Annotated in this window: 24 protein-coding genes; 13 read left to right on the top strand and 11 right to left on the bottom strand. The window is 65.9% G+C overall.

All coding sequences use genetic code 11. The features are described from left to right. Window positions 1-9: 9 nt before the first annotated feature. Together ABL840_RS20245 and ABL840_RS20240 are read right to left on the bottom strand one after the other, a co-directional pair. A complete protein-coding gene (locus tag ABL840_RS20245; RefSeq protein ID WP_093307224.1) occupies window positions 10-369 on the bottom strand; it encodes a winged helix-turn-helix domain-containing protein in 360 nt (119 codons plus the stop codon). A gap of 195 nt (window positions 370-564) precedes the next feature. Continuing rightward, window positions 565-942 carry a hypothetical protein gene (locus ABL840_RS20240; protein WP_093429419.1) on the bottom strand — a complete coding sequence of 126 codons (378 nt, stop codon included), beginning with the start codon at window positions 940-942 and terminating at the stop codon, window positions 565-567. Between the two features lie 335 nt (window positions 943-1,277). Between ABL840_RS20240 and ABL840_RS20235 the strand changes: the two genes are divergently transcribed. The 9 genes from ABL840_RS20235 to ABL840_RS20195 all read left to right on the top strand — a co-directional run bounded on the left by ABL840_RS20235 (window position 1,278) and on the right by ABL840_RS20195 (window position 10,357). Then, the gene (locus ABL840_RS20235) at window positions 1,278-1,991 is read left to right on the top strand and encodes an SH3 domain-containing protein (RefSeq protein WP_093307223.1); all 714 of its coding nucleotides are present in this window, start codon (window positions 1,278-1,280) and stop codon (window positions 1,989-1,991) included. A gap of 713 nt (window positions 1,992-2,704) precedes the next feature. Then, the gene (locus ABL840_RS20230; protein ID WP_418115942.1) at window positions 2,705-3,766 is read left to right on the top strand and encodes a ThuA domain-containing protein; all 1,062 of its coding nucleotides are present in this window, start codon (window positions 2,705-2,707) and stop codon (window positions 3,764-3,766) included. Window positions 3,767-3,873: 107 nt separating this feature from the next. Next, the gene (locus ABL840_RS20225) at window positions 3,874-6,096 is read left to right on the top strand and encodes a PQQ-binding-like beta-propeller repeat protein (RefSeq protein ID WP_093307270.1); all 2,223 of its coding nucleotides are present in this window, start codon (window positions 3,874-3,876) and stop codon (window positions 6,094-6,096) included. A gap of 39 nt (window positions 6,097-6,135) precedes the next feature. Beyond that, window positions 6,136-6,210 (top strand): pyrroloquinoline quinone precursor peptide PqqA, encoded by a 75-nt coding sequence (pqqA, locus tag ABL840_RS20220; protein WP_080898329.1) that lies wholly within the window; start codon window positions 6,136-6,138, stop codon window positions 6,208-6,210. Between the two features lie 55 nt (window positions 6,211-6,265). Next, entirely contained in the window at window positions 6,266-7,186 is a 921-nt protein-coding gene (gene pqqB, locus ABL840_RS20215) for a pyrroloquinoline quinone biosynthesis protein PqqB (protein ID WP_093307222.1), read from the top strand. A gap of 24 nt (window positions 7,187-7,210) precedes the next feature. After that, entirely contained in the window at window positions 7,211-7,939 is a 729-nt protein-coding gene (gene pqqC, locus ABL840_RS20210; protein ID WP_093209369.1) for a pyrroloquinoline-quinone synthase PqqC, read from the top strand. Continuing rightward, the gene (gene pqqD / locus ABL840_RS20205) at window positions 7,936-8,205 is read left to right on the top strand and encodes a pyrroloquinoline quinone biosynthesis peptide chaperone PqqD (RefSeq protein WP_240652208.1); all 270 of its coding nucleotides are present in this window, start codon (window positions 7,936-7,938) and stop codon (window positions 8,203-8,205) included. Before pqqC ends, pqqD begins: the two co-directional genes overlap by 4 nt. After that, window positions 8,183-9,361 carry a pyrroloquinoline quinone biosynthesis protein PqqE gene (gene pqqE, locus ABL840_RS20200; RefSeq protein WP_240652207.1) on the top strand — a complete coding sequence of 393 codons (1,179 nt, stop codon included), beginning with the start codon at window positions 8,183-8,185 and terminating at the stop codon, window positions 9,359-9,361. The genes pqqD and pqqE overlap by 23 nt, the downstream gene beginning before the upstream one ends. 12 nt (window positions 9,362-9,373) lie before the next feature. Then, window positions 9,374-10,357 carry an alpha/beta fold hydrolase gene (locus ABL840_RS20195; RefSeq protein ID WP_418115941.1) on the top strand — a complete coding sequence of 328 codons (984 nt, stop codon included), beginning with the start codon at window positions 9,374-9,376 and terminating at the stop codon, window positions 10,355-10,357. Here the strand turns inward: ABL840_RS20195 and ABL840_RS20190 are convergent. From ABL840_RS20190 to ABL840_RS20170, 5 genes are read right to left on the bottom strand one after another with little or no spacing between them, the layout of a single operon-like run. Beyond that, window positions 10,338-11,768 carry an ELWxxDGT repeat protein gene (locus ABL840_RS20190; protein ID WP_093307220.1) on the bottom strand — a complete coding sequence of 477 codons (1,431 nt, stop codon included), beginning with the start codon at window positions 11,766-11,768 and terminating at the stop codon, window positions 10,338-10,340. The two genes, ABL840_RS20195 and ABL840_RS20190, sit on opposite strands and share 20 nt — an antisense overlap. A 10-nt stretch (window positions 11,769-11,778) precedes the next feature. Beyond that, the gene (locus ABL840_RS20185; RefSeq protein WP_093307219.1) at window positions 11,779-13,059 is read right to left on the bottom strand and encodes a TRAP transporter large permease; all 1,281 of its coding nucleotides are present in this window, start codon (window positions 13,057-13,059) and stop codon (window positions 11,779-11,781) included. Beyond that, window positions 13,056-13,619: a TRAP transporter small permease gene (locus ABL840_RS20180; protein ID WP_093307218.1), complete on the bottom strand. Its 564-nt coding sequence runs from the start codon at window positions 13,617-13,619 to the stop codon at window positions 13,056-13,058. Before ABL840_RS20180 ends, ABL840_RS20185 begins: the two co-directional genes overlap by 4 nt. After that, the gene (locus ABL840_RS20175; RefSeq protein ID WP_093307217.1) at window positions 13,616-14,071 is read right to left on the bottom strand and encodes a type II 3-dehydroquinate dehydratase; all 456 of its coding nucleotides are present in this window, start codon (window positions 14,069-14,071) and stop codon (window positions 13,616-13,618) included. Before ABL840_RS20175 ends, ABL840_RS20180 begins: the two co-directional genes overlap by 4 nt. Before the next feature lie 29 nt (window positions 14,072-14,100). Then, entirely contained in the window at window positions 14,101-15,102 is a 1,002-nt protein-coding gene (locus ABL840_RS20170; RefSeq protein WP_418115940.1) for a TRAP transporter substrate-binding protein, read from the bottom strand. A gap of 150 nt (window positions 15,103-15,252) precedes the next feature. Here ABL840_RS20170 and ABL840_RS20165 point away from each other — a divergent pair, with 150 nt between their 5' ends. After that, a complete protein-coding gene (locus ABL840_RS20165) occupies window positions 15,253-16,035 on the top strand; it encodes an IclR family transcriptional regulator (RefSeq protein ID WP_093209360.1) in 783 nt (260 codons plus the stop codon). Window positions 16,036-16,060: 25 nt separating this feature from the next. Continuing rightward, window positions 16,061-17,077: a TRAP transporter substrate-binding protein gene (locus tag ABL840_RS20160; protein WP_418115939.1), complete on the top strand. Its 1,017-nt coding sequence runs from the start codon at window positions 16,061-16,063 to the stop codon at window positions 17,075-17,077. Window positions 17,078-17,385: 308 nt separating this feature from the next. On the opposite strand, the gene ABL840_RS20155 is transcribed toward ABL840_RS20160, so the two are convergent. Together ABL840_RS20155 and ABL840_RS20150 are read right to left on the bottom strand one after the other, a co-directional pair. Continuing rightward, window positions 17,386-18,102: a winged helix-turn-helix domain-containing protein gene (locus ABL840_RS20155; RefSeq protein ID WP_170217171.1), complete on the bottom strand. Its 717-nt coding sequence runs from the start codon at window positions 18,100-18,102 to the stop codon at window positions 17,386-17,388. 374 nt (window positions 18,103-18,476) lie between these two features. Next, window positions 18,477-18,878, bottom strand: a complete 402-nt coding sequence (locus tag ABL840_RS20150) for a hypothetical protein (RefSeq protein WP_143043012.1) — start codon at window positions 18,876-18,878, stop codon at window positions 18,477-18,479. Between the two features lie 452 nt (window positions 18,879-19,330). Between ABL840_RS20150 and ABL840_RS20145 the strand changes: the two genes are divergently transcribed. Together ABL840_RS20145 and ABL840_RS20140 are read left to right on the top strand one after the other, a co-directional pair. Further along, on the top strand, window positions 19,331-20,863 hold the full coding sequence (locus tag ABL840_RS20145; RefSeq protein WP_093307214.1) for a sensor domain-containing diguanylate cyclase: 1,533 nt from the start codon (window positions 19,331-19,333) through the stop codon (window positions 20,861-20,863). Window positions 20,864-21,164: 301 nt separating this feature from the next. Then, entirely contained in the window at window positions 21,165-24,494 is a 3,330-nt protein-coding gene (locus ABL840_RS20140; RefSeq protein ID WP_093307213.1) for an EAL domain-containing protein, read from the top strand. A 163-nt stretch (window positions 24,495-24,657) separates the two neighbouring features. Here the strand turns inward: ABL840_RS20140 and ABL840_RS20135 are convergent, their stop codons facing one another. Next, window positions 24,658-24,966: a hypothetical protein gene (locus ABL840_RS20135; RefSeq protein WP_093209351.1), complete on the bottom strand. Its 309-nt coding sequence runs from the start codon at window positions 24,964-24,966 to the stop codon at window positions 24,658-24,660. Then, window positions 24,959-25,471, bottom strand: a complete 513-nt coding sequence (locus ABL840_RS20130) for a type IV toxin-antitoxin system AbiEi family antitoxin domain-containing protein (RefSeq protein WP_093209350.1) — start codon at window positions 25,469-25,471, stop codon at window positions 24,959-24,961. Before ABL840_RS20130 ends, ABL840_RS20135 begins: the two co-directional genes overlap by 8 nt. Window positions 25,472-25,845 lie beyond the last annotated feature (374 nt).

Here is a 25,845-nt window from a genome sequence, read left to right as displayed (position 1 = left end):
TGAGGCCGATCAAGAGCCAGAACGCTGTTCCAGGACATATCCTTGACTTCGCACGGTGTGCAGCAGCTTCGCTTCAAACGGTGCGTCGAGCTTGCTGCGCAGACGAAGTATGGCCACGTCGACTGCGTTGCTCGTTTCGTCGAGATCCATGTTCCATACGCGCCGAGCGAGCTTCTGGCGTGACATGACACGGCCTTGGTTGCGAAGAAGCACCAGCAGCAACGCGAATTCCCTCTTGGTCAATCCGAGTTCGATCCCGTCACGGGAACACTTCGCCGTACGCTCGTTGAGTTCCAGATCGGCCAGTTGCAGCACCGGCTGCGGGTGCAGGCTGATGTTGATGTGGCGGTGCGTGTTCGGGTGCCGCATGCACCGATCGGTGGCGTGGTGACCTTGGCGTACAAGAAAGGAAGCGGTACGCCGTCCGCCAATGTCAGCCAGTCAGCGCCTGGCGGACAGCCTGCGGAGGGTCGCTTGATTCACCATTGATGGCACGGGCCCGCCTGCACCGTGCGCCCATGGCCATGGAAGCACCATACGGCCGATTCGCTGAATGGTCCGCCCCTATCTTTCTCCCGGTGCCGAGCCGTTTGTGGTCACGGGGACGTGGACGTCCCATTGCTGAGGTGGATCGACGGTGCGTGCGCATCGCACTGCGATCACACGACGACTTTGCGGTATCACGGTACCCCGCGCGTCGGTCGACGACCAGCGAATCGTGTCCCACCGTGCATCCAGCGCGACAGCGCAGCGTGGCACGAAGACCTTGAGATTCGGCTCGCCAGCGTGCCAGATCACGCCGCCCTTTGCGTTGTGCTGCGCAACGAATGCGTGGGCCTGCTCGCGGATCTCGTACAGGCCCTGCGTGGAGCCGTGGGAGCGCATGTCCTCGATGCCCGCGGCAGGGCATGTCGCTGCCGCCAGCAGCAGCCAGAGGGGCAATGCGTTTCGAGGGTGGGCCATGGTGTTTGGAAAGTGGGCTCGCGTGCATTCTCCCGTGGTTCGCCGGCGGGCCTTGGTGCACGGGGCGGAAGGTGGCCTGCACGTGCTGCGGGATCGCAGGATGGCGCTGACCCAGATGCCCGCGAAAACCTTGTCATGTGAGCATGCGTCGGCGCGTGGAGGCTGGGCGTGTCGCCGGATGGCTGCATGAAATGTCACCCAAGGAATTCACTCCGAACGCGCGGTGCAGTTCCTGGAAAGTCACTGGAACAGCGCTGACAATGCGCCAGTCGTGAACATGTGGTCCCGAGGAACCCATCAAGGAAGCCTCGTTCTTGCTGACGGCCTGGCTTACTCCTTCCTCCTTTCTCTTTGCGAGCTCGTTGATGGCCAATGACCGAAATTTCTCCGTGGCGCCGGCCCTGCTGTTGGCGCTTGCCCTCCTTGGTGGGACAGCCCAGGCCTCGGGTGGCTCGCCGGCATCGTCGAGTTGCCAGTTCACGGCCTTCGTCGAAGAGACCGACCCCGCCGGCCTCAATGTGCGCGCGGAGCCCACCCCCACGGCGAAGGTGCTTGGCAAGCTGCCGTCGGTCTGGTCGGATGGATCCGGACTGCGAGTGCGCGTTCGCGTGGGTGTCACGGCCAGCGCCAACGGCTGGTTCAAGATCCGCGAGGCAGCGGACGACGACATGTTGACCGGGCAGGCACCCCGGCCCGTCTACAAGGGCGAAGGCTGGGTCAGCGGCCGCAAGCTGGTCGTGAAGTCGCAGGCCAAGGCAGGACGTGCGGCGCCGTCGCCAGGTGCGCCCGCGACGATCCGGTTGCAGGATGACTCGCTGTTCGATGGCGACAGCACCGTGGCCGCCGGCCGGCCCGTCGACTGCCGGGGGCGATGGGTCCAGGTCGAGTACGAGGAAGCCCGCTTCCCCGCCGACCTGCGGCCGTTGCAGATCGCTGCTGCGGCGCGTGCAGGCGTACCCAAGGGACGGTTCCGGACATGGCTCAACAAGATCTGCGGCATCCAGGAAACCTCCTGCGACGGTCTTTGAGCACTGCCGCTGCGGGCGTCGTGACAGGGTCCAGTGGCGCACGGCCGGATCTCGTGCGCTTGCAGGCAGGAAGAGTCCCAAATAACGGTCCAGCGCCTCCTGGCGCAGGCGCGCCATTGCCTTTCTTCGCGATGCGAGACAGGAGCACCGGCGCAACGCATCCGGCTTGCGCGTCGCCCAGGGATGCGAGGAAGCGGGGTCTTCGTCCCTGAACACGTTGCCGAGGTCCAGGTGCATCTCGATGAAGTGCTCCGAGCAAAGCACGGGTCCATGATTTACTCGCGCGCTCGCGCGCATTGTCCGAAAACCTGTCTTCTCGCCGAACGCTGGGATGGGCTCGGGCCGGCCATGCAGGCACCCAGCCTGTCGGACTGCCCGCACTTCTGCTTGTGGTCGTCGTGCAGTTTGTCTTGTTCGTCCGGCGAGCAGTTTCCTAGCCCAGCGCGACCACGCCAAGCGCGATCACCGTCCCGACGCCGGTGCTGATGGCGGCCGCCTAGACACCGATGCCGGCTCCCACTGCGCAATCCGCGGGGTCAGTCCGAGGGCGCCAATCTTCAGATCGATTGAAATAGGAAGGGATTTCCATGATGGAAATACTTTCCAGAAAATTCCTATGATCGCCCCCGGTCAACCCCGCCGCAGCGCAACGGTCGGCCAGCAGCGGCAGAGCGCTCGCACTCTGCGCCATCGATCAGAACGAGGAGACTCCCTTGGAATTTGCCAAATCATTGACTCTCAGGCTCGCCTTGGCGGCGGCCGTGACGCTGGCCGTGACTGCATGCGGAGGAGGAAGCGGAGGTGGTGGAGGGGTGCCGCTCACGGCCCTTCCCGTGGCGCCGGCGGCACCGAGCAATCCGACCGAGCCTGCGGGCGAGACACCGGTTCAGCCAACGGACCCGGTGGCCGAAGCCCCCGACGACAGCTTCGACGCCTACTACAACGTCTGCAGGGGAACGATTCCCAAGTGCTACAACGACTGGGGGGCCTTCGCTTCGACGCCGGACCGGGTGCTGGTCTATTCGCGCACCGCGGGGCCGCGTCATGCCGTGCTGGGCACGCCGATGGCCGCGGGTTTGAACCCGGTGATGAATCCGGACAACGTGATGCAGGCGGGCCTGGTTCGCATGCTGTCGGCCGAAGGCATCACGGTCGACTGGACGGAGGACGTCGCGGTCCTCAGCAGCCGCATCAACAACTACAAGGCGATCATTTTCGCGAGCTCGAACCGCGACACGCTGTGGAACGGCGCGGTCAGCACGAGCCAGGACGCCGCGCGCACCGCGCTGCGCAACTACATGCGCCGCGGCGGCGGCTTCGTCGGCCTGCACAACGCTTTCGGCGCGGAGTACAACTGGCCCTACTACGAAGGCCTGCTCGGCAACGCGAACTTCTACAACCACGGGCCGAATCGCGCCGGTGATGTCGAGATCGTCTCGGATGACCCGTCGACGAAGGACGTGCCCAAGCGCTTTTCCTTCCAGGACGAGTGGTACAACCTCATGCCCTTCCCCACGAAGGTGAAGTTCCTGGCCAAGGTCGACACCTCGACACTGAAGCCGCTGACGGCGGCGCCGCATCCGGGCCATGCGGACTTCCATCCGGTCGCCTGGTGCCAGTACTACGACGGCGGCCGGGCATGGCTCACGACCCTCGGGCACAACGCCCACTCCTTCACCGCGGACCTCTCGGGCGTGGGGGCCATCGAGTTCCAGAAGCTCGTGGTCCAGGGCGTCAAGTCGGCCATGGGTCTCACGCCCTTCTGCACCGAATAGCGACCACGTAATTGGCTGCCGAGGCCGGCTTCGCGCACCGCGCCCAGCCTGCGGTGCGTGCGGCCTCGCGCGCATCCGTTTTCCAACTTCACCAGGTAGAGACATCCATGAAACAGAGATCATTGGTCACGCTGCTGGTTTCCTGCGGCGTGCTCGCATCCCCCTTGTTGATCGGCGCCTGCGGCGGCTCGAGCGGCGGCAGTGCGCCGGTGCTGCCCATCAGCCCGGCCCCCGCGCCACCGCCGGCATCGAGCGCGCCGCCAGCGGCATTGCCGCCTGCGGCCGCCGCGCCCGCGGCCGACCTGTCCGACTGCTGCACGGCCGGCGACAAGGACTTCCCCAAGGTGGGCGGCAATCTGGGCAACCAGAACTACTCCAGCCTGCGCAAGATCAACAAGGGCCTGGTCGGCCAGCTGGGCGGCGCCTGGGTCAACCAGATCGAGGGCGGCATGACCACCGGCACCAACCAGAGCACGACAGTGGTCGTCGACGGCGTGCTCTACATCGAGTCCGCGCTGGGCAACGTGATCGCGGTGGACGGCAAGACAGGCCTCACGAAATGGAAGTGGACCACGCCCTACGGCGCCATCACCCGCCGCGGGGTGGCCGTCGCGAAGGACCTGGGCCTGGTCTTCACCGTCGCCACCGGCAACCGCCTGGTGGCGCTCAGGACGGACACCGGCGCCATCGCCTGGATCAAGCAGTACCCGAGCAGCACCACCGATCCCGACTACCAGGGCGCGCTGCAGAAGGTGGCGCTCGTCTATCACGACAAGCGGCTCTACCTCGGCACCAACGACGGCAACCGCGGCGCCGCGTTCTCCGCCGATGCGCTGACGGGCAAGGTGCTGACCTCTTTCTGGGGCGTGCCGCGCGCCGGCGAGATCGGCTACGACACCTGGGGCGGCGCGGCCGAATCCGAGCGCACCGGCGCGACGCCGTGGATCCACCCCGCGGTGGATCCCGAACTGGGCCTGGTCTACTGGACCTTCGGCAACGTGCGCGGCGGTTCGTCGCAGAACGGCTCCACGCGCCCCGGCCTGAATCTCTTCGCCAATTCGATCGTTGCGCTCGACCTCAAGACCGGCGAGTACAAGTGGCACTTCCAGTCCGTGCACCACGACATCTGGGACATGGACAACGTGATGTCTCCCGTGCTCGCCGACGTCAAGATCGACGGGAAGGACCGCAAGGTCGTGATCTACGGCAGCAAGACGGGCATGTACTACATCCTCGATCGCAAGGACGGCAGCGCGCCGCTGGGCATCGACGAAGTGCCCGTGAAGCAGGACGCCCGCCAGGCCAGCTGGCCCACCCAGCCCTTGCCGCGCCAGGGCGCCTGGACCGAGACCTGCATCGTGGACCAGCCGCTGGGCACGGCGATCCCCGGCGACCCCAACCGCGCGGTCCCGAACTACGTGAAGGGCTGCCTCTACGACGCGCACTGGGACGTGCCGATCCTGTCCATTCCGGGACATGGCGGCGGTGCCAACTGGAACCACCAGTCCTTCAGCCAGCGCACGGGCCTGGTCTACACGGGCATGGGCTACGTGTCGGCGGCGCACTCGCTGACCGAATCGAGCAACGGCCTGCGTCCGCCGGGCACCTACATGACCGGTGCGGTCGTGGCGGTCGATCCGAGCACCAACCTCGTGAAGTGGAAGAAGCAGATGCCGTATTCGCTGGCGCACGGCAACGGCATCCTGAGCACGGCCTCCGACCTGCTGTTCATCGGCCAGCCCGACGGCAACCTGCTGGCCCTGGATGCGCATGACGGCAGCGAACTGTGGCGCTTCCAGACCGGCGCCGCGATCAGTGCCAGCCCGGTCTCCTACGAGATCGATGGCGAGCAGTACATCGCGGTGTTCTCGGGCGGCACGGGCATCCCGTACGGCGATTCGGCACCGCGCGGCGACCGGCTGTGGGCCTTCAAGGTCGGAGGCTCCGTCGCGCCCGCGCCCACACCGGTGCCGCCCGTCGTGCGCCGGCCGGTATCGGGTTCGGCGGTGGAGGGCGCTGCATTGCCGACGCCCAACACGGTGTTCCTGGCGCGTGTGCAGACCGCTGCGAATGAGCCGGGCGCCACCGAATCGACGGCCGTGAATGCCATGACGCCGACCTTCATGCGCGTGCCGGCGAACACCACCGTGACCTTCACCAATCCGGGGACCAATGCGAACACGCACTGCGCCACGCAGTTCTTCGAAGGCAGGTTCGACTTCAGGCTGGCTCCGGGCCAGTCCGCGACCCACACCTTTGACACGCCGGGCGAATACTTCTACAACGACTGTCATAGCCCGCGCCCGACGGGCAAGATCGTCGTGTACTGATTCCGTTTCCTAGCCCCCAACCACTGAAGGAGCAATGCGATGAAATGGTGCAAGCCTGAGTTCGAAGAGCTGCGTTTCGGCTTCGAGATCACGATGTACATCTCCGCGCGCTGAGCGCGGCCCCCGACGGCACCGGCTTCGCGCCGGTGCCGTCTTTTTCTTGTGCCCCATGAAGATTCTGGTTCTTGGTTCGGGAGCGGGCGGTGGCTTCCCTCAATGGAATTGCAACTGCCGCCTGTGTGCCGGCCAGCGAACCGGACAGGTCAGGGCCCTGCCTCGCACGCAGAGTTCGATGGCCGTGTCGGCCGACGGCGAACGCTGGGTGCTTCTGAACGCGTCGCCCGACATCGGCGCGCAGTTGCGCGCCTCGTCGGTGCTGTGGCCTCGCCATGGCCTGCGCGATTCCGCGATCGAGGCCGTGGTGCTGATGGATTCGCAGATCGATCATGTCGCGGGGCTTCTGAGCCTGCGCGAGGGATCCCGGCTGCAGCTCTACTGCACGCCCGAGTCCCACGAAGACCTCACCGGCAGCCTGCCGTTGTTGAAGGCCCTCGAAAGCTACAGCGGCGTGAACTGGCACCCGATGCCGCTCGAGCCCGGCGGCGGTGCGTGGCACGAGATCGCCGGCCTGCGTCTGCAGGCGGTGCCGGTTCCCGGCAAGGCGCCCCCTTACTCGCCGCGCCGGCAGGCCGAGGCGCGAAGCGACAACGCGGCCGTGCTGATCGAAGACCCGGCCAGTGGCAGGCGCGTGTTCTATGCACCGGGCCTCGCACGGGTCGGCGAGGCCGAGCGCCGGTGCCTCGACGGCTGCGACACCGTGCTGGTCGACGGCACCTTCTGGAGCGAGGACGAGATGGTCGCGGCGGGCCTCGGCAAGAAGCACGCCGCCGACATGGGCCACCTGCCGCAGTGCGACGGACCGCACGGGCCGGGCATGCTGAGGGCGCTGGACGCCTGCGCCGCTCGCAGGAAAGTGCTCATCCACATCAACAACAGCAACCCGATCCTCGACGAAGACGGGCCGGAGCGCGCCGAGCTCGTGCGCCGCGGCATCGAGGTGGCCTTCGACGGCATGGAACTGGAGATCTGACGCGTGACGCACCAGCAACAACAGATGCGGCAGGAGCCCTGGCCGCCGCAGGTCTTCGAGTCGCAGCTGCGCGCGATGGAGTCGCGCTACCACAGCCACCATCCGTTCAACCGGCGGCTCAACGCCGGCGAACTGCAACCTTTCCAGGTCCGGGGCTGGGTGGCGAACCGGTTCTACTATCAGTGCCGCATTCCCGTGAAGGACGCGGCGATCCTCTCCAACTGCGACGATCGCGCGACGCGCAGGCGCTGGGTGGTGAGGATGCTCGACCACGACGGGCACGGCGACCACGAAGGCGCCCACGCCGGCGGCATCGAGATATGGACCCGCCTGGGCCTCGCGACCGGCCTGCGCCGCGATGTGCTGGAGTCGCACGCGCTCGTCCTGCCCGGCGTGCGCTTCGCCGTCGATGCCTACGTCAACTTCGCGCGCACGGCGCCCTGGCAGGAGGCCGTGATCTCCTCGCTGACCGAGATGTTCGCGCCGCGCATCCACAAGGACCGGCTCGCGGGCTGGCCCACGCACTATCCGTGGATCGACACCTCGGGCTTGGACTATTTCCGCAGCCGCATCCCGCTGGCCGACCGTGATGTCGAGCATGGCCTGGAAGTGGCGATGCAGTGGTGCACCACGCGCGAACGACAGGTCCGTGCCCTGCAGATCCTGGGCTTCAAGCTGGACATCCTCTGGGCCATGCTCGACGCGATCGAGAAGGCCTATCCCGATCATCTTCCGAAGGAGCAGCAGCCATGAGCGCATGGACCGACAGCGCACAGCCGGCACTCGGCACGATCTACAGGATGCAGTGGGAAGAGGCCCAGCAGTGCCATGTGCTGCTGTTTCCCGAGGGCATGATCAGGCTGAACCAGCCGGCGGCGGAAATCCTGAAGCGCTGCGATGGCAAGACCTCGGTCGCGGCGCTCGTGGCCGATCTGGAGAGCACCTTCGGCGAACCGGATCTGCGTGCCGACGTGCTCGAGTTCCTGGAGCAGGCCCGTGGACGCCACTGGATCCGGTGAGCGCCGCCGCGTTGCCGCTGTGAAACCGCCGCTGTGGCTGCTCGCGGAGCTGACCTATCGCTGTCCGCTGCACTGCGCCTTCTGCTCGAACCCCGTGGACTACACGCGCTACGGCAACGAACTCGGCACGCACGAATGGGTTCGCGTCTTCCGCGAGGCACGCGCCATGGGGGCCGTCCAGCTGGGGTTCTCGGGCGGCGAACCGCTGGTGCGCGAGGACCTCGAGGAGCTCGTCGCGGCAGCGCACGAACTCGGCTTCTACACCAACCTGATCACCTCGGGCGTGGGCCTCGCGCCGCAGCGCGCCCAGGCGCTGAAGAAGGCCGGTCTCGATCACATCCAGCTGTCGTTCCAGGACTCCAGCCGCGAGCTGAACGACTTCCTGAGTTCGACGCGCACCTTCGACCTCAAGCAGCGCGTGGCCCGCACGATCAAGGACCTGGGCTATCCGATGGTGCTGAACTGCGTGATGCACCGCTACAACCTGCCGCACGTCGGCCGCATCATCGAGATGGCCGAATCCATGGAGGCGGATTTTCTGGAGCTGGCCAATGTGCAGTACTACGGCTGGGCATGGCGCAACCGCGAGATGCTGATGCCCAGCCGCGCGGCGCTGGCGACCGCGGAAGCGGTGGTCGAGGCGCACCGGCCGCGTCTGGCGGGGCGCATGAAGATCCTCTGGGTGGTGCCCGACTATGCCGAGGCGAAGCCCAAGCCCTGCATGGCCGGCTGGGGCAGCGTATTTTTGGTGGTGGCGCCCGACGGCGTGGCATTGCCCTGCCACAGTGCGCGGATGCTGCCCGGGCTGGATTTCCCTAGCGTTCGCGAGCACACCATCGGCAGCATCTGGCACGACAGTCCGGCCTTCCGCGCCTACCGCGGCACCGGCTGGATGAGCAGCACCTGCGCAAGCTGCGACGACCGGGAAAAGGACCATGGTGGCTGCCGCTGTCAGGCCTTCCTGCTGACCGGCGATGCCACTGCCACGGACCCGGTCTGCCCGAAGAGTCCGCGGCACGCGGAGGTCCAGGCCATGGTCGCGGCCGCGGCGGATGTGCGCGACATCGGCGGTGCGCCGATCCGTTTCGTACCGGGCGCCCGGCGATCGGGCGACCTGGTCTTCCGCACGGACGCCAATGCCCAGGCGCAGGCCTGACGCGGCCCGCGCGTGACAGTGGGTCCTCGGCCGACCATCCACCGGCTGCCGCTGGGCGGCGGACATGTCATGCATGTCGAGGAGCATGGCGACCCGGCGGGCCTGCCGGCGCTGGTGCTCCACGGCGGACCGGGCTCGGGCAGTTCGCCTGTGCTGCGCCGCGGATTCGATCCGTCGCGCTACCGCATCATCTGCCCCGACCAGCGCGGGGCGGGGCGCAGCACGCCCGCGGGCGCGATCGCGGCCAACACGCTCGCGGACCTGCTGGACGACCTGCGGCGCCTGCGCGCTCACCTTCGGATCGACCGGTGGCTGGTGGTGGGCGGCTCCTGGGGCGCCACGCTGGCGTTGGCGCATGCGCTGGACCAGCCCGGCGCCGTCGCAGGCCTGCTGCTCAGGAATGTGTTTCTTGCGCGTGCCAGCGACATCCACGATGTCTTCGCGCAGGCCGTGCGCCACGGCGACCCGGAATGGCGCATCCTGTGGAACGAGGCGCGGCGACGGCAATGTCCGATCACGGACGTGGTCGCGGAGGTCTTCGCGCATGGAAGCCCGGAGCATCAGTGCCGGATGGCAGGGCTGTGGTCCGGGTGGGAGCAACGCATGGCCACGGGAAAGCCTGCACCGCGGCCCGACGACGCGACGCTGCAGCAACTGGTGCGGCGTTACCGCGTGCAGAGCCACTACCTGAGACACGGATGCTGGCTGCGTGCGCCCACGCTCCTTCAGCGCTGCGCTGCACTGCCCGCGGTTCCCACGCTGATCGTGCATGGCACGCAGGACCTCCTGTGCCCGCCGCAGGGCGCCCAGGCACTGGCGCGCGCATTGCAGGGGCGGGCCATCCTGCGGTGGGTGCCGGGCGCCGGCCACGACCCCACGCACCCGGCCCTCGCGGCAGCCATGCGACAGGCGTTGTACGACTACGCGGTCACGCAGGCCTTCGGCGGTGCCTGCGGGCCCGTGCCGGACATGCGGATCAGCGCAGGCGCTGGCTGAGCGGGTCGCCGATCAGGGCCACCCGGGCGTCCTTGCGACGCGCCCAGAGGCGTTCGTTGCCGTTGCCATCGTCGGCGACGAAGAGCACCGAACTGCCCAGGCGGCGGAAGCCCTGGGGCATCGCATGGCGCGCGCCATGCGCGATATCCGCGACGGCGTGCGTGCCGGCTGGTGTGCCGTCGCTGGTCCAGGGTTCGACGCCGGTGGCGCTGCCGCCGTTGGCGGAGAACCAGAGGCGGGAGCCGGCGACCGAGAAGCGTGCGGGCGACCCGTTGTCCGCACCTGGAGCGATGTCCCTGACCAGCACGGTCCCTGCCGCGGTCCCGTCGCTGCGCCAGAGTTCCGCGCCCGAGGCGCCGTCGGTCGCGGCGAAGTAGAGCCGGCCGCCCATCGCCGCGATCGGACTCGAGATGGCGCCCGACGGCCCCGGGCGGATGTCCTTCACCAGCGTCGTTCCGCGCTCGGTGCCGTCGGTCTTCCAGAGCTCGAGGCCATGCACGCCGTCGTCGGCCGCGAAGTACAGGGTGCGGCCGACAGCGGTCAGGTGCATCGGTCGGGAGGGCTCGGAACCGGGCCGAAGATCCTTCACCATGCGCGTGCCGCGCGCGGTGCCGTCGCTTTTCCACAGCTCGATGCCGTGCACGCCGTCGTGGGCGGTGAAGTAGAGATCATCACCTGCCGCCGTCAGGTTCTGGATGCCAGCATCCTCGGGGCCGGGCCGGATGTCCTTCACCATGCGCGTGCTCTCGGGCGTGCCTTCGCTGACCCAGAGTTCGTGACCGTGCTCGCGCGTGGTCGCGGTGAAGAACAGACGCTGCCCGGCCACCGTGAGCTGGCGTGCCACCGCGCGCGGGCCGGCGTCGATCGAGGACACGCGCACCGTGGTGGGCGCGGTGCCCGATGTCTTCCACAACTGGAATCCCGAACGCCCGTCATTGGCCGTGAAGTACAGCGCATCGCGAAACACCGTCAGCTCGCTCGGCAGCGCGCCTTCCTCGCCCGGCTGCAGGTCGACCACGAGGGAGGTTCCCGCGGCGGTGCCGTCGGTGCGCCAGAGCTCGATGCCGTGCACGCCATCGGTGGCCGCGGTATAGACGTGGCCCTTGAACGCCGTCTGGCCGGCGGGGAAGGCGCCCCGGAAGCCCGGGCGGATGTCCTTCAGCATCGCTGTGCCGGCACGGGTGCCGTCCGTGATCCACAGCTCCTGGCCGGTTTCGACGTGGAAGGCGCTGAAGATCAGCTTGCCGCCCAGCGGGGTCAGGCCCGTGGGCGAGACGAAAGCCAGCGCCTGGCGCTGCTCGGGCAGCACCTCGCGCTCGGGATCCTGCGCAGCCGCCGGCAACTGTGTCAGGAGCGCGAGCACCCAGAGGCCGACGCGGCCACGCCACCGCGGGCCGGGAGAGCTGGACATCGCCACCGCCTCAGCCCCCGAACCATCGCGCGGGCGCGATGACCAACTGCGGGAACGCGACCATCACGAACAGGATCGCGAACTCGGCGATCATGAAGGGCACCACGCCGCGCGTGACATCGTCCATCGAGATCTTCCCGACGCCGGCCACCACGTTCAGTACCGTGCCCACCGGCGGGGTGACCAGTCCGATCGAGTTGTTGATGATGAACAGCACGCCGAAGTACACGGGATCGATCCCGGCGGCCTTGACGATCGGCATCAGCACCGGCGTGAGGATCAGGATGGTCGGCGTCATGTCCATCGCCGTGCCCACGACCATGACGAGCACCATGATCGCTGCCATCAGCAGGGCCGGGTTGCCCATGAAGGGCTGCAGCAGGCCGACGACCTTTGATGGCAGGTCGGCCACGGTGATGAGCCAGGCGCTCACCATGGCCGCGGCGATCAGGAACATCACGATGGCGCTGGTCTTGGCCGCGCTCACGAAGATGCCGTAGAGATCCTTCCACGTGATTTCCCGGTACACCACCGTCGACACGAAAAGCGCGTAGGCGGCAGCCACCACGGCCGCTTCGGTCGGCGTGAACACGCCCATGCGCAGGCCCACGAGGATGATCACGGGCAGCATGAGCGCCCACAGTGCCTTGCGGAAGGCCGAAACGATCTCGGCCGAGGACTTGCGCGGCGGCGGAACGATCTTCTCGCGCCGCACGAGCCATGCCCAGGTGATCCACAGGGCGCCGCCGATGAGCAGGCCGGGAACGATCGCCGCGAGGAACAGCTTGGAGATTGACACGTTGGCGGCCACGCCGAAGATCACGAGGCCGATGCTCGGGGGGATCACCGGGCCGATCACGCCGGTGGCCGCGATGAGACCGCCCGCACGTGCCTTGTCGTGCCCCGCGCTCACCATCATCGGCAGCAGCAGCGCGGTGAGCGCGGCGGCGTCGGCCACGGCCGAGCCGGAGAGCGCCGACAGCAGGCAGCCGGCCATGATGGTCACGTAGCCCAGGCCGCCCTTCACGTGGCCGACCAGCGCGAGCGCAAAGTCGACGATGCGCTTGGACAGGCCGCCCACGTTCATGATCTCGCCGGCGAGCATGAAGAAGGGGACGGCCAGCAGCGGGAAGCTGTCGGCGCCGCCGATCACGTTCTGCGCCAGGATCTGTGCGTCGAACAGATCGAGGTGCCACATCAGCGCCACGCCGCTGGCGAGCAGCGAGAACGCGATGGGAATGCCCATCGCCATGGCCAGCAGCAGGGTGCCCACGAAGACGAGGATGGTCATCGGCGTACTTCCTGCGCGTCGTCCTTCGCGCCGAGGATCTGCTGGAGCTGCACGGCTTCCTCCGACTCCTGGACCATCACGAGCTCGCTCTCGGCGATGCGCCCGGTCAGCAGGCGCAGCAGGTCGAGCGCGAGGATCAGGCCGGCGAGCACCGAGAAGACCACGCCCGAGGCATAGACGATGGCCATCGATGCGCCGGTGACGGGCGCGGTCACGTCCCAGTTGATGCGCGCCTGCGCGACGCTGCCCTGGAAGAGCAGCCAGACGATGTAGAGCATGACGACGTGCCCGACGGCCAGGCAGACCTTCTTGCCCAGGGGCGGCAGCTTCTGCACCACCATGTCCACGCCCAGATGCCCGTGCTCCTTCAGGGCGACCACGGCGCCCAGAAAGGTCATCCAGATGAAGAGCCAGCGCGAGACTTCCTCAGACACGGTGATGCCGGAGTTGAAGCCGTAGCGCAGCACGACGTTGCCGAAAACGAGCACGACCATCACCGCGAGCGCGGCCGCGATCAGTGCCTCGATGCCGCGGCAGCACCGGTCGATCCAGCGGCTCATGCGGCGGCCTGCGCTTCGGCCTGCCTGTGCATCTCCACCAGCGCGCGCAGGGCGGCCAGGTACGACTGCGGGCCCAGCCCCTGGATCGTGCCCTTGACCGCCGGCGAGATGATCGAGTGGGCGCGCCAGGTTTCACGCGCGGCGATGTTGGACATGTGCACCTCGATGGTCGGGAACGGCATGGCCTTGATCGCATCGTGCAGCGGCACACCGTGCTGCGTGAGTCCTGCGGGATTGACCAGCGCGCCCTGCGCGTCGTCGATGTGCGCATGCAGGAAGTCGATCAGGTCGCCTTCATGGTTCGACTGGAGGGTCTCCAGCGTCACGTCGAGTTCGCCGGCCAGCGCCTGCAGCCGGGCATTGATCTCGGCGAGCGTGGTCCTGCCGTAGATGTGGGGTTCGCGGCGCCCGAACAGGTTCAGGTTGGGGCCGTGGAGGACGAGGATCTTCATGGAGGTGGCTTCTGGCGTGGTCGACGCGGTCATTGTTTGCGGATGCGGGCGAGTTCGTCGTTGTAGAGCTTGACGATGGCGGGGTCGTACTGGGCCGCGAACTTGTCGATCGCGGGCTTGGCGATCTCGCGCATGCGCACCTGCTCGGCTGCGCTCACCTCGTTGAACTGGGCACCCTTGGCCTGCAGTTCACCGACGGCCTTCTGGGCCGCCGCGCGGCTGACCTGGCGCTGGTAGCCGCGCGCCTCGTCGGCGGCCTCGTGCATCATCTTCTGCTCGGCGGGGGACAGCGAGTCCCAGAATTTCTTGCTGACGAGCACGATGTTGGCGGCGTACACGTGGTTCGTCGCGCTGACGAACTTCTGCACCTCGAAGAACTTGTTCGACAGGATCACCGAATACGGGTTCTCCTGGCCGTCGACCGCCTTGGATTCGAGGGCGCCGTAGAGCTCGGCGAACGGCATCGGCACCGGGTTGGCCTTGAAGGCCTTGAAGGTTTCCAGGAACACGGGGTTGGGGATGACGCGGATCTTCAGGCCCGCGATGTCGTCCGCCTTGGTGATCGGCCGCTTGCTGTTGGTGAGGTTGCGAAAACCCAGGTCCCAGTAGCCGAGGGCCACGAGGCCTTTGTCGGGCAGCTTGGCGATGAGGGCCTGGCCCAGGGGGCCGTCGAGCAGGGCGTCGGCCTGGGCGAAGCTGCTGACGGAGAAGGGAAAGTCGACGAGGCCGAACTCCTTGACGATGCCCGCGAGCGACGTGGTGGCCGGCGCCGACATCTGCTGCACCCCGCCTTGCAGTGCGGACTGCTGCTGCATCTCGTTGCCGAGCTGGGAGGCCGGGAACTCCTGCACCTTCATCTTGCCGCTGCTCTTGGCCGCGAGCAGTTCGGCGAAGCGCTTCACGCCGAAGCTCACCGGATGGTCCGCATTGTTGAGATGGCCGAAGCGGATCACCCGTTCCTGCTGGGCCCAGGTCGGGGCGACAAGGCCGATGCACAGGCCGGCGGCGGCAAGCGTACGAAGAAGTTTCACTGAGGTCTCCAGAGGAAGGCAGAAAGGACTGATTGCCGCGATTCTGAGTTTTTCGGAAAATCTTTCCATTATGGAAATCCCTTCCCGCGATCTGATAGAGTGACAACGTCGCGGAAGACGAGCAGCCGCGGTTGAACCGGGAGACATGAAATGAGCGAGATGCTGGGACGCAGCTTCAAAGTGTTGGAATACCTGGCGGAACACCCGCAGGGCGTTGCACTGTCCACGGTGGCCAGTGAACTGAAGATCCCCCTGAGCGCATCGCACCGACTGCTGACGGAGCTGATTCGCTGTGGCTACGTGCGGCAGAACCTGGCCGACGGCCACTATGTGCTGACCATCAAGCTCGTCTCCGTCGGCCTGTCGTTCCTGAGCAATTCAGGCATCGTGGATGTGGCCCAGCCGCTGCTGGACCAGCTTGCCGCCACATCGGGCGAGCTGGTGCGCCTGGCGGTGGTCGACGGCGAAGACCTCACTTTCGTGGCCAAGGCGCAAGGGGCCACCCACGGGCTGCGCTACGACCCGGACATGGGCCTGTCGGTCATGCTGTCGTGCAGCGCCGCGGGACATGCCTGGCTCTCGACGATGAGCGAGGACGATGCGATGGCCCTGGTGGCCAAGAAGGGGCTGGGCAAGCCGGAGGACTTCGGCCCGAAGGCACCCACCACGCTCAAGGCGGTGATGGTCTACGTGAAGGCGGCTCGCCAGCGTGGGTTCAGCATGATCAACGAGGTCTTTGCACCGGGAATGACCGCCATGGCCGCCCCCGTCTTCTCCGTCAACGGCGCGGTGATCGGCGTGGTCACGATCGCGGGGCCCGCGGTCAGGCTGACGCCGCAGCGCATGGAGGCACTGGGGCCGGCACTGCTCGGTGCGGCCGAGGAGGTCGCACGCGCCAGCGGCGGTTCGGCGCTGTTCAAGAAGAGAGCCTGACTTGCATCACCAGGAGACAACTGCCATGAAGAAGAATCCGATTCGCAAGCTGTTGCTGGCCGCTGTGGCCGCCACGGCTGTTCTTGCCGCGCCAGGTGCGGTCGCACAGGTCAAGGAGCGCACGCTCAAGTTCGCGTTCCAGAATCAGACCGGTCACCCCCAGGCACAGGGCGCGCAGAAGTTCGCCGATCTGGTCGCCGCCAAGTCGGGCGGCAAGATCGCCGTCAAGCTGTTCGCGGGTGGCGTGCTCGGCGGTGACCTGCAGACCGTGTCGGCGCTGCAGGGCGGCACGGTCGAGCTCACGGTGCTGAACGCGGGCATCCTCTCGGCGCAGGTGAAGGAGTTCGCGGCCTACGACTTTCCGTTCCTGTTCAACAGCGGCAAGGAGGCCGATGCGGTCACTGACGGCCCCTTCGGTCAGAAGCTGATGGCCAAGCTGGAGGATAAGGGCCTGCACGGGTTGGGCTACTGGGACCTGGGCTTTCGCAACGTCACCAACAGCAAGCGCCCCATCGGCAAGCCCGAGGACCTCGAGGGCCTGAAGATCCGCGTGATCCAGTCGCCGATCTACATCGACATGTTCGGCGCGCTGGGCGCCAACGCCACGCCGCTGCCGTTCCCGGAGCTGTATTCAGCCCTCGAGCAGAAGGCAGTCGACGGGCAGGAGAACCCGAACACCACCATCCTGTCGTCCAAGTTCGCCGAGGTGCAAAAGCACATCACCCAGACCCGGCACATCTACAACCCGCAGGCGCTGCTGGTCAGCAAGAAGACATGGGATGGCATGAGCGCCGAGGAGAAGAAGATCCTCACCGAAGCCTCGGCCGAAGCGACGGCGTTCCAGCGCCAGGCCTCGCGTGGCGCCGCCGACAGTGCGCTTGACGCGCTGAAAAAAGCAGGCATGACCGTCTCGGAACTGCCTCCGGAAGAAATGGCCAAGCTGCGCGCCAAGGTCAGGCCGGTGATTGACAAGTACTCGGCGTCCGTGGGCGAAGCCACCGTCAAGGAGTTGATGGCGGAAATCGAGAAAGCGCGGAAGTAGACGACGTAGAGATCACCTGGCGAGTTCAATCGACGCCATCTCTCTTGGGCGATCGAGAGACTCCCAGTTGCCGTGCACGTGGTGCTCGGGCGTCAATGCACAGGACGTGCAGTCCTTCTGCAAGGAGCGAAGCAGCAGTTGGGACCTTGCCTGCCCGTCGCCGGAACGGTTCGATGGTTCGGGCCGACAGATGTTCGTGTCGATGGCGAGGAAGGAGGACGTCATCGGCATCTTCGACTGGCTGGTGCGCCGCCGAATCCCTGCATCAGGGGGCGTGCCGCGACAGCACGAGAAGGTTCGGCGCGTGATCAAGCCGAGGTCTCGCTTGCGCCTGCCGGCGCCTGGGGGAGGGCGATGAGTTGGTAGCCTTGCTTGTACACGCCATGCAGCACGAACCCATTCTCGGGGGTCAGTTCCAGTTTCCTGCGCACCTTTGTCGCGTAGACGTCGAGTGTCCTCGGATCCGGCATGCGGGGCTTGTCGGCCCACAGCCGGTGCATCAGCCAATCGCGCGTCAGGATGTGGTCGAGGCCGCGGAAAAGCTCGAGTGCGAGGGTGAATTCGAACGACGAGAGCGCAATGGCGTGGTCGCGGTTCAGGACGGTCCGGGAGTCCAGGAGAAACTTGTAGGGACCCCAGCTGTTCCTCTCTTTCCTTGTCTTGTTCGCGGGCTTCGGCGAGCGCGAACGGGACCACAGCTGCTGCATTCTCCAGTTCAGTTCCTGTTCGATCGAATGGGTGGGATTCCATTCGATGGCATCGACTTCAATGAAGTCCTCGGTCTCGGGCAACAGATGCGGCCACTCGCCGTCGTGCAAGACAAGCAGCGCAGGCGTGTTCAGCGAATTGCAAGCCGCACAGAGGCTCTGGTATGTTTCCCTGTCCTGAGGGCGCAGCAACAGCAGGTCAAGCGAATCCGCCGTGCCCATGGCTGCCAGCAGGTCGGCCGCAGCGGCATAGGCCGCGGACCGATGCCCCAGCAAGCCCAGGTGTCTCTGCAGAATCGCTTGGGATTCTTCGTCCATGCCCAGAATCGCGATGGAGAAGCTGCGTAGGGGCATTGTCGTCGTAGGTGTCTTGTGCCTGCGTCCAGGGTGGGGTGTTGCCGGCCGGTGCCGCTCACTCCTGCAGCGTCCTTCGTGTCGGGCGCGAGCAGGTTGTTGAGGACCGTACAGGGTTCTCGCACGAGGACCAAGTAGGTGAACTGCCCGTATCCTTTGGTACTGCTCAGCAGCTCCGCTTTCAGAAAACTTGGGAGTACCACGCATGCGGTCTTCCCCGGTTTCTGCGCTCTGCGGCATTCCGGATGGGGATGGTTCCCACGATGCCTTCGTCGGCGTTTGCGATTGGTACGAGAGCGCAACGTGCGCTGAACTGCGCCGCGCACATCGCCTGGACTTCACTCCTTGTCGCTGCTTGCCTTGGCCAGTTCAAGCGCGGCGCCACGAACGGCCGCCGGATCCAGTCGAGGCAGCAGCCGCTCACCTGCTGCAAGTCCTGAAATGATCCGCTTTCTGTGCTGATCGCCGATCTCGGCTTGTCCTCTCAATTCCAGAATCGCCCGGCCCGCATCGTGAAGGATCCGGACATCGGGATCATCGTCCGGGATACCAGCCTGCTCGCAGCCGGCGACGACCGCATAGATGACTCTGCCAGCGCGTTGGGTCAGCGCTTTGGCGTCCTCTCCGATGAACGCGTGAATGCCTGCCCTGACGTTGTCTGCCTCCCAGGCACGACGGAAGAGCGCTTTTTGATAAGGGTCCAGGCCGGTGACGGGTTTGCGATGGGTGCGCTTGCGCATGCGGGCTCGTGATCTGCTTTGCTGGGGAAACCTCGAACTTGCCGGTATGCGGCAGTCAGCCGAAAGGCTGCACAAGGGCCGCAGCAAGAAAAGGCCCGCGCGCGGCGGGCCAAGAACAGTCCTGCAGCCTTGAGTTCGCAATGGAGATCAAGGGAGGGAGGAGGAATCATCGGGACTGCTCGCGGTTTCAGTCTATCTCGCCATGCATGCCTTGCCAAACCCAGTTGCGTAACACATGCGATGCGTTCGCTTCAAGGATGGATCAGTGGAGACGGCGCGGACGGCTGATGCGTGGGTTGTGGCTCGTAAAAATAACGCTATCCACTTATGCGCTGACCATCGTGCGCCGCGGACATGGAACCCGCGAGCGCAGGACCTGTTTTCCACGGGGCTCCAAGTGGCCGTGAATGTGTCAAAGTCCGTGCATGGCCTTCTCACCGCTAGGGTAAGCAGTGCTGCGACGACCCTCCATCACGACCAGGACGGTGATCTTCGTGACCATCGTGTGCCTGGGCTTGGTCGCCATCGATGGCTGGAACAGTTGGCAGTCTCGCCAGCTCCACCTGCGCCAGATGAGCGTGGCGACGTCGAACCTCGCACATGCGATGGCACAGCAGGCAGACGATCAGATCAGGCTGGCCGATACGGTGCTGGTCGGACTCGTCGAGCGGATCGAATCCGATGGGACGGGGCCCGCCGAGGTGGCGCGGCTTCGCGACTTTCTCGCGGTACGCGTTGCCCAACTCCCGCAGCTGGATGGGCTTCACATCTATGACGAGGCTGGCAACTGGGTCGCGAACTCCCGTCAGGTCTGGCCGCAGAACCTGAACAACGCCGACAGGGAGTACTTCCAATTCCATCGTGCGAGCACGAGCCGCGGGTCCCATATCGGCGTGCCGGTGAAGAGTCGGACCAATGGCAGGTTGCTCGTTCCCATTTCGCGGCGCATCAACCATGCCGATGGCAGCTTTGCCGGGGTCGCGCTTGCAACGATCAGGGTCGACTTCTTCGGCAAGTTCTTCGACAGCCTCGACATCGGGCAGGCGGGCGCCCTGGGACTGATACGCGAAGACGGAACCATGATCACCCGTCGGCCCTACAGCCCCAGCGTGGTCGGGCGCGACATGCGAGGTAGCGAGCTCTTTCAAGCCTATCGTTCGCAAGGGCCTGTGGGGACTGCCTACATCCGGTCTGCGCAGGACGGCGTCCTGCGGCTCAACAGCTTTCGGCGCCTTCCCAACTATCCGCTGTTCGTTGCCGCGTCCCTTTCCAAGGAGGAGATCCTCGCCGGCTGGTGGCGCGATACGCTGTGGCATTCGGGAGGCGTCGTTCTGCTCGTGTTGGTTGTGGCGGCCGTTGGGTGGCGGCTGGTCAAGCAGTTCGAGTTGCAGATTCAAACGGAGGCGGAACTGCGGCGGGCGCGAGATGCACTCGAGACGCTGAACCAGACCCTCAATACGCTCGCGATGGAAGACGGGCTCACCGGGCTTGCAAACCGCCGAAAGTTCGACGTCACCCTGGATACCGAATTCAGCCGTGCGGTCCGGGAGGCAAGCACGCTGGCCCTGATCATGATCGATGTGGATTGCTTCAAGCAGTACAACGACATCTATGGTCATGCGGCGGGCGACGAATGCCTGCAGAAGATCGGACGCACGGTCGCCGCGCTGGCGTCCAGGCGACCGGGGGACCTGGCGGCGCGCTATGGCGGGGAGGAGTTGGCGGTGTTGCTGCCCCACACCGACGTGCAGGGGGCGGTTGGCCTGGCAGAGCGAATCCGCAGCGCAGTGCGCGACCTGAAAATTGCACATGCGGGTGCTGCCAACGGCTTTGTGACGCTCAGTGCCGGTGTGGAGGCGCTGAGGCCTTCCGTGTCGAGAGGGCAGTCGAAGGAACTGATCGAAGCCGCCGACAAGGCCCTCTACCAGGCCAAGACGCTAGGTCGTGATCGCGTCTGTGCCGCAGCGCATCCATCCGCTTCTTGAATGGCGCTGCTGGGGAGATCGCCTGCATGCGTCGGCAGGTGGCGGCCGCGGTGGATCCAGTTCCACATGCGGTGCCGTTGTGGTGCATGGTTGTCTCTCGTGTTCAAGAGGGCCGCATGCTTTCGTTGTCCAGATGCAAGGCTCGGTGCGTTTGAATTAAGCATTAAGGCTTCTGGCTTGCAGCAAGCCCTCCGGACAAGGCTTTGACATCCTCGTAACTAATTGCGTGACGCTGCGGTATTGGCCCGATATATTGCGGCAACGCTGCAATGGCCTGAGCCAGCGATGGAGGGCGAGTCCAATGTCAATGTCCATCTGGGTCAAGGTTCGCCTGCCGCTGGCGATCCTTGGGGTCGGCGCGACGCTGTCGGTCGCGCTCGGTATCTCTGCCTACCAGGAAATCGGACGCAACGCCCGGGAACGCTTCGACGCCACTGCGCTCGATCTGGCGCAGAAGGTCGAAGCCCGCTTCGACGACTACATCGCCGTGCTGATCGGCCTGCGTGCGCGATTCAACACCCTCGAGGACGTGACGCGAAGCGACTTCAGGGACTACGTCGCGGGGCTCAACCTGGCGAGTGCGTACCCCGGGTTCCAGGCTGTCACCTACGCACCCTTCATCGCGGCCCACCAGAAGAAGGCTTTCGAAGAGCAGGTCCGCCGCGATGCCAGCCTCGGTGCCGGCGTGGCCTCCAGCTTCGTCATCAAGCCACCCGGCGAGCGGGACATCTACTACCCGCTGGTCTATATCGAACCCCAGGCCGGCAACGAGATGCTGCTGGGCAATGACCTGGGTGCGATGCCCGATCGAGGCAACGCGCTCGAGCAGGGGCGTGATACGGGCGGGCTGGTCACCTCCGGGCGCAAGGTCCGCCTCCCGGGGCGCGAGGCCGACATCGGACTGGCGATGCGTCTGCCGGTCTATCGCCCGCAAATGCCGCTCGATACGCTCGAGCAGCGGCGCAGCGCTTACATCGGTTCGGTGGGCGCGGGCTTCAGCATCGCGGGAGTGCTGCGCGACGTGGTCAGCCCCGATGCCGCGCGGACGCTGCGGCTGCGCCTGGTCGACGCAGGGCCAGGCAAGGCAGCGATCGGCACGCGCATCGAGACCCGGTTCGTCCCACCCACCGCATTCAGCGAGCCGCAGTTGCTGTTCGACAGTGCCGCGTTGGCGAAGCCCGCCGTTGCGGCCACTTCGCTGGCGCACCGACTCCAGCGCTCGCTCGGTTTCGAACTGGGGGGCCATTCCTGGCTGGTCGAGGTCGAGCAGGACGAGAACCAGGTCTTCGGCCCGCTCGACAAGGCCATCCCGTGGTCCATCGTTCTCGTAGGCCTGGCGACCAGCATGCTGTTGGCCGGCATCGTCTTCTCGCTGACCACCTCGCGCAGCCGGGCCCAGGTCCTGGCGAACAAGATGACCAGCCACCTGCGCGTCAGTGAACGTCAGTGGAAGGACGCCCAGCAACTGGCCAGTCTGGGCAGCTGGACCCTCGACCCCGAAACCGGGGCCCTGCAATGCTCCGAAGAAGCCCAGCGCATCCTGGGCTTCGGGGACGATTCCCCGCCATCGGACCTGCACGCGCTGCTGTCGCGCGTGCCGGCCCTGGAGCGCCCCGCAGTCCGCCGGCAGATCGCGCGGGTCTTCCATTCCACGGAGCGCAGCGAATTCGAGCACCGCCTGAGCCTGCCCGATGGCACCGAACGCTGGCTCCACGTCATTGCACAGTCGACCGAGGAAGATGGGAGGACGCTGGTGCGCGGCACCGTGCGCGACGCCACGCAGCCGCGCAAGGATGCGCTGCGGCAGAAGCTCGAGTACAAGATCGCCCGCCTGCTGGCCGGCGACGGCAGGGCCGAGACGGTGATGGGGCTGGCGCTGGAGGCGATATGCACCGACCTGTGCTGGGACTGCGGCGCGTTGTGGAGCGTGGGCGAGGACGGCCTGGTTCGTTGTGATGCCGCTTGGCATGCCGAAGACAAGGACCCGGCGGTGACGCGGTTCGTCCGCGACAGCCGCCTGCGCGAATACCGGCCCGGCGAAGGCTCGCTCGGCCGTGCCTGGAAGACCGGCGTCGTGCGGGTCGACACGCAGGCCTCCCCGGGGCATTTCGCCCGCGACGCGATGGCCCGCGAAGCGGGGCTGACCACCGGCCTCATCGTGCCCATGGTTGCCACCAATGCGACCATGGCGCTGGAGCTCTTCAGTTCCAGACTCGCCGTCATGGAGGCCGAGACGCTGGAGTCGCTGCGCGTGATCGCCCTGCAGATCGCCCAGTACAAACAGCGCAAGCTCGCCGAGCGCAGCCTGCGCTTCATGGCCAGCCACGACGGGCTGACGGGGTTGTTCAACCGCGCGGCGCTGCAAGACGAACTCGCGCGCGCCATCAGGCGCAGCAACCGCAGCCAGAAGCAGTTCGCGGTGCTGTTCGTCGACCTGGACCGCTTCAAGCACATCAACGACACCCTGGGCCACGGCGCGGGCGACGAGATGATCAGGATCTGCGGCGAGCGCCTCACGGCGATGCTGAACGGCACCGATGTCGTGGCGCGCTTCGGCGGTGACGAGTTCGTGCTGCTGCTGGAGGACCTGGACAGCGCGAACGATGCCGCGGTGCTCGCCGAAAAGGTGCTGGCCTGTTGCGCCGAGCCCTTCGTCATCGAAGGGCGCGAGTTGCACGTCAGCGCCAGCGTCGGCGTGAGCATCTATCCGGAAAACGGGGGCGATGCCGAGGCGTTGCTGAAGAACGCCGACACCGCGATGTACCACGCCAAGGGAAAAGGCCGCAACACCTACCGCTTCTACGCGGCCAAGATGAATGCGCGGAGCACCGAGCAGTTGATGCTGGAGAGCGCGCTGCGCCGCGCCCTGGAGCGCGGCGAACTGGAGATGCACTACCAGCCGAAGCTGAACCTGCAGACCCAGCGCATCGTCGGTGTCGAAGCGCTCATGCGCTGGCATCATCCGGTTCTGGGCATGGTGCCGCCGGTGCAGTTCATCCCGATCGCCGAAGAGCTCGGCTTGATCGTGTCGATGGGCAGGTGGGCACTGGAGCAGGCCTGCGCCGACGCGCTCGCCTGGCAGAAGCACGGTCTGCCGCAGGTGCTGATCAGCGTCAACCTGTCGCCGCGGCAGTTCGAGAGCCGCACGCTCGTGGCCGACGTCAAAGCCGTCCTGGATGCCTCGGGGCTCGATCCGTCACTGCTGGAGCTGGAGATCACCGAGAGCGCGATGATGGCGAACCCGGAGCATGCGGTGGAGCTGCTGCGCGCGATCCGGGACATCGGCGTCGGCCTCGCGATCGACGATTTCGGAACGGGCTACTCCTCGCTGTCCCACCTGAAGCACTTTCCGCTGTCGACGGTCAAGATCGACCGCTCGTTCGTCAACGACCTTTCGCAGGATGCAGATGCGCGTGCACTCATCGACGGCATCGTCACGCTGGCCCACGGGCTGCGGATGAAGGTCGTGGCCGAGGGCATCGAGACCGCCGCCCAGCTCGAGTTCCTGCGCAGCCACGGATGCGACGAGGCCCAGGGCTACTGGCTGTGCAAGCCCGTGTCTGCCGGCGAAGCGCGCGATTTCATGGCGCGTCACCTGCGCAACCAGTTTGCTCCATCGGTGCTCGCCTGATGGCTTCCATGCTCAATGCCTTCCTGGGGCATTGGTCGAGTGCTGCCGCGCGGCAGCCCCACCAGGTTCGTGCAGTCAAAGGGCAGCGCTGCGCACGAGCTCGATGTCCGTCGCCATCCGCTCAAGTGGGGCGGAAAGACTGCCCAGGCACCCTCACGGTTGGTCAACAGCGTGAGCGGGGCCTGAGAGCCGTAGAGTTGAAAGTCTTCGAACCCTTCGGGACGGCCTTTTCGGGCAGAAGTTCGGCGCGGTCTGTTCCGGCCCATGGGTACAGGGCGCTGAAAAGCAGTTGGTGGACTTCCAGAAAGTCTTCATACCCGATCCGCTCGCGTCGGGAGAGGTACGCGAGCGCCTCTGGAAGCTGCGCGCGAAACAGTGCGTGCTCAGCAACCTTGACGATGTCGAGGTCCTTATCCTGATGCGAGTTGCGCAAATATCCGGCTGTCTCAAAGTCCCCGAATGGATCAAACATGTGCCTTGAGTGCACGGTGATGTGCCATGACCATCTTTGTCATGTCTACCGGTGACAGCTTGCCGGCGCGCGCGAGCGCCACGAGCAGGTCGTCGGTTGAATCGCTTGCGATGTCGTCCCCAGCAAGCTTGGTGACGCTGGCAACCCAGCGATCGCTGAAAGTCGGAACGTACGAAACGCCCACGCGCTTGGCCAGCGCCATCACGTGTCGTGAAACAGCCGTGATTCTCTGAGCCTTGAGCTTTTCCCTCGTGGATGTAGCTTGGCGCGCGTCCGCCTGCCGCTTACGGGCGGATTGAAGCAGAGCTTGTTTGCCCTGTGAAGCCAACTTCGTGGGCAGGGCGTACACGCCGCGTTCGATACGCGATATGGAGCCTTTGCGACAGAGCTCGGCCAAGGCGGCAGACACCTGACTGGCACTGCCCAGAGAGCTGAGGTCGGAGCGCAGGACCACGCCATCGCTTCGAGGGCGTAGCGCTTGAAGAATGCGAGCCTGAACATCCATCTGGTTGATTTTAGAGATGGTGTTTTTTCTTTATAAATCATGGATTTATGAGAATCCCAAGCGCTGGTTGGATTTGGGTGGCCCCAAGGCGGTGGGCTGAATCTCGGCGAGCAGTTCCAGCAAAACTTCAAGAAGCAGCTCGAGGCCAGATGCCGATCGGCCATTGCATGTATGGGCTTCCCGTACGGCTTCTCGCTCGCGGCAACGGTGACGATGCGCTCTTCGAAATTTGCGATGGCTCGGGCCGTGTCGCGCACGTGCACCTCGCGTGGTCAAGAAGTCAGCAGCGCCTGCCCTGGCCCGGCGCAACGATCTATCAAGCCTTGATGAATGGGTCGAAAAGGTGATGCTCCCCCAGCACAGGGACTGGATCG

Source organism: Variovorax sp. NFACC27 (genome assembly GCF_048301545.1).
Taxonomy (GTDB): Bacteria; Pseudomonadota; Gammaproteobacteria; order Burkholderiales; family Burkholderiaceae_C; genus Variovorax; species Variovorax gossypii.
The sequence above is the reverse complement of the archived record's forward strand: the minus strand, read 5'-3'. Positions and strand labels throughout refer to the sequence as shown.

Coding starts and splice junctions, on each gene's coding strand:
- ABL840_RS20245 (WP_093307224.1), bottom strand. CDS start 369: ATGCGGCACCCGAACACGCACCGCCACATCAACATCAGCCTGCACCCG.
- ABL840_RS20225 (WP_093307270.1), top strand. CDS start 3,874: ATGAAACAGAGATCATTGGTCACGCTGCTGGTTTCCTGCGGCGTGCTC.
- pqqB (WP_093307222.1), top strand. CDS start 6,266: ATGAAGATTCTGGTTCTTGGTTCGGGAGCGGGCGGTGGCTTCCCTCAA.
- pqqC (WP_093209369.1), top strand. CDS start 7,211: ATGCGGCAGGAGCCCTGGCCGCCGCAGGTCTTCGAGTCGCAGCTGCGC.
- pqqD (WP_240652208.1), top strand. CDS start 7,936: ATGAGCGCATGGACCGACAGCGCACAGCCGGCACTCGGCACGATCTAC.
- ABL840_RS20190 (WP_093307220.1), bottom strand. CDS start 11,768: ATGTCCAGCTCTCCCGGCCCGCGGTGGCGTGGCCGCGTCGGCCTCTGG.
- ABL840_RS20185 (WP_093307219.1), bottom strand. CDS start 13,059: ATGACCATCCTCGTCTTCGTGGGCACCCTGCTGCTGGCCATGGCGATG.
- ABL840_RS20180 (WP_093307218.1), bottom strand. CDS start 13,619: ATGAGCCGCTGGATCGACCGGTGCTGCCGCGGCATCGAGGCACTGATC.
- ABL840_RS20175 (WP_093307217.1), bottom strand. CDS start 14,071: ATGAAGATCCTCGTCCTCCACGGCCCCAACCTGAACCTGTTCGGGCGC.
- ABL840_RS20165 (WP_093209360.1), top strand. CDS start 15,253: ATGAGCGAGATGCTGGGACGCAGCTTCAAAGTGTTGGAATACCTGGCG.
- ABL840_RS20160 (WP_418115939.1), top strand. CDS start 16,061: ATGAAGAAGAATCCGATTCGCAAGCTGTTGCTGGCCGCTGTGGCCGCC.
- ABL840_RS20155 (WP_170217171.1), bottom strand. CDS start 18,102: ATGGACGAAGAATCCCAAGCGATTCTGCAGAGACACCTGGGCTTGCTG.
- ABL840_RS20150 (WP_143043012.1), bottom strand. CDS start 18,878: ATGCGCAAGCGCACCCATCGCAAACCCGTCACCGGCCTGGACCCTTAT.
- ABL840_RS20140 (WP_093307213.1), top strand. CDS start 21,165: ATGTCAATGTCCATCTGGGTCAAGGTTCGCCTGCCGCTGGCGATCCTT.
- ABL840_RS20135 (WP_093209351.1), bottom strand. CDS start 24,966: ATGTTTGATCCATTCGGGGACTTTGAGACAGCCGGATATTTGCGCAAC.
- ABL840_RS20130 (WP_093209350.1), bottom strand. CDS start 25,471: ATGGATGTTCAGGCTCGCATTCTTCAAGCGCTACGCCCTCGAAGCGAT.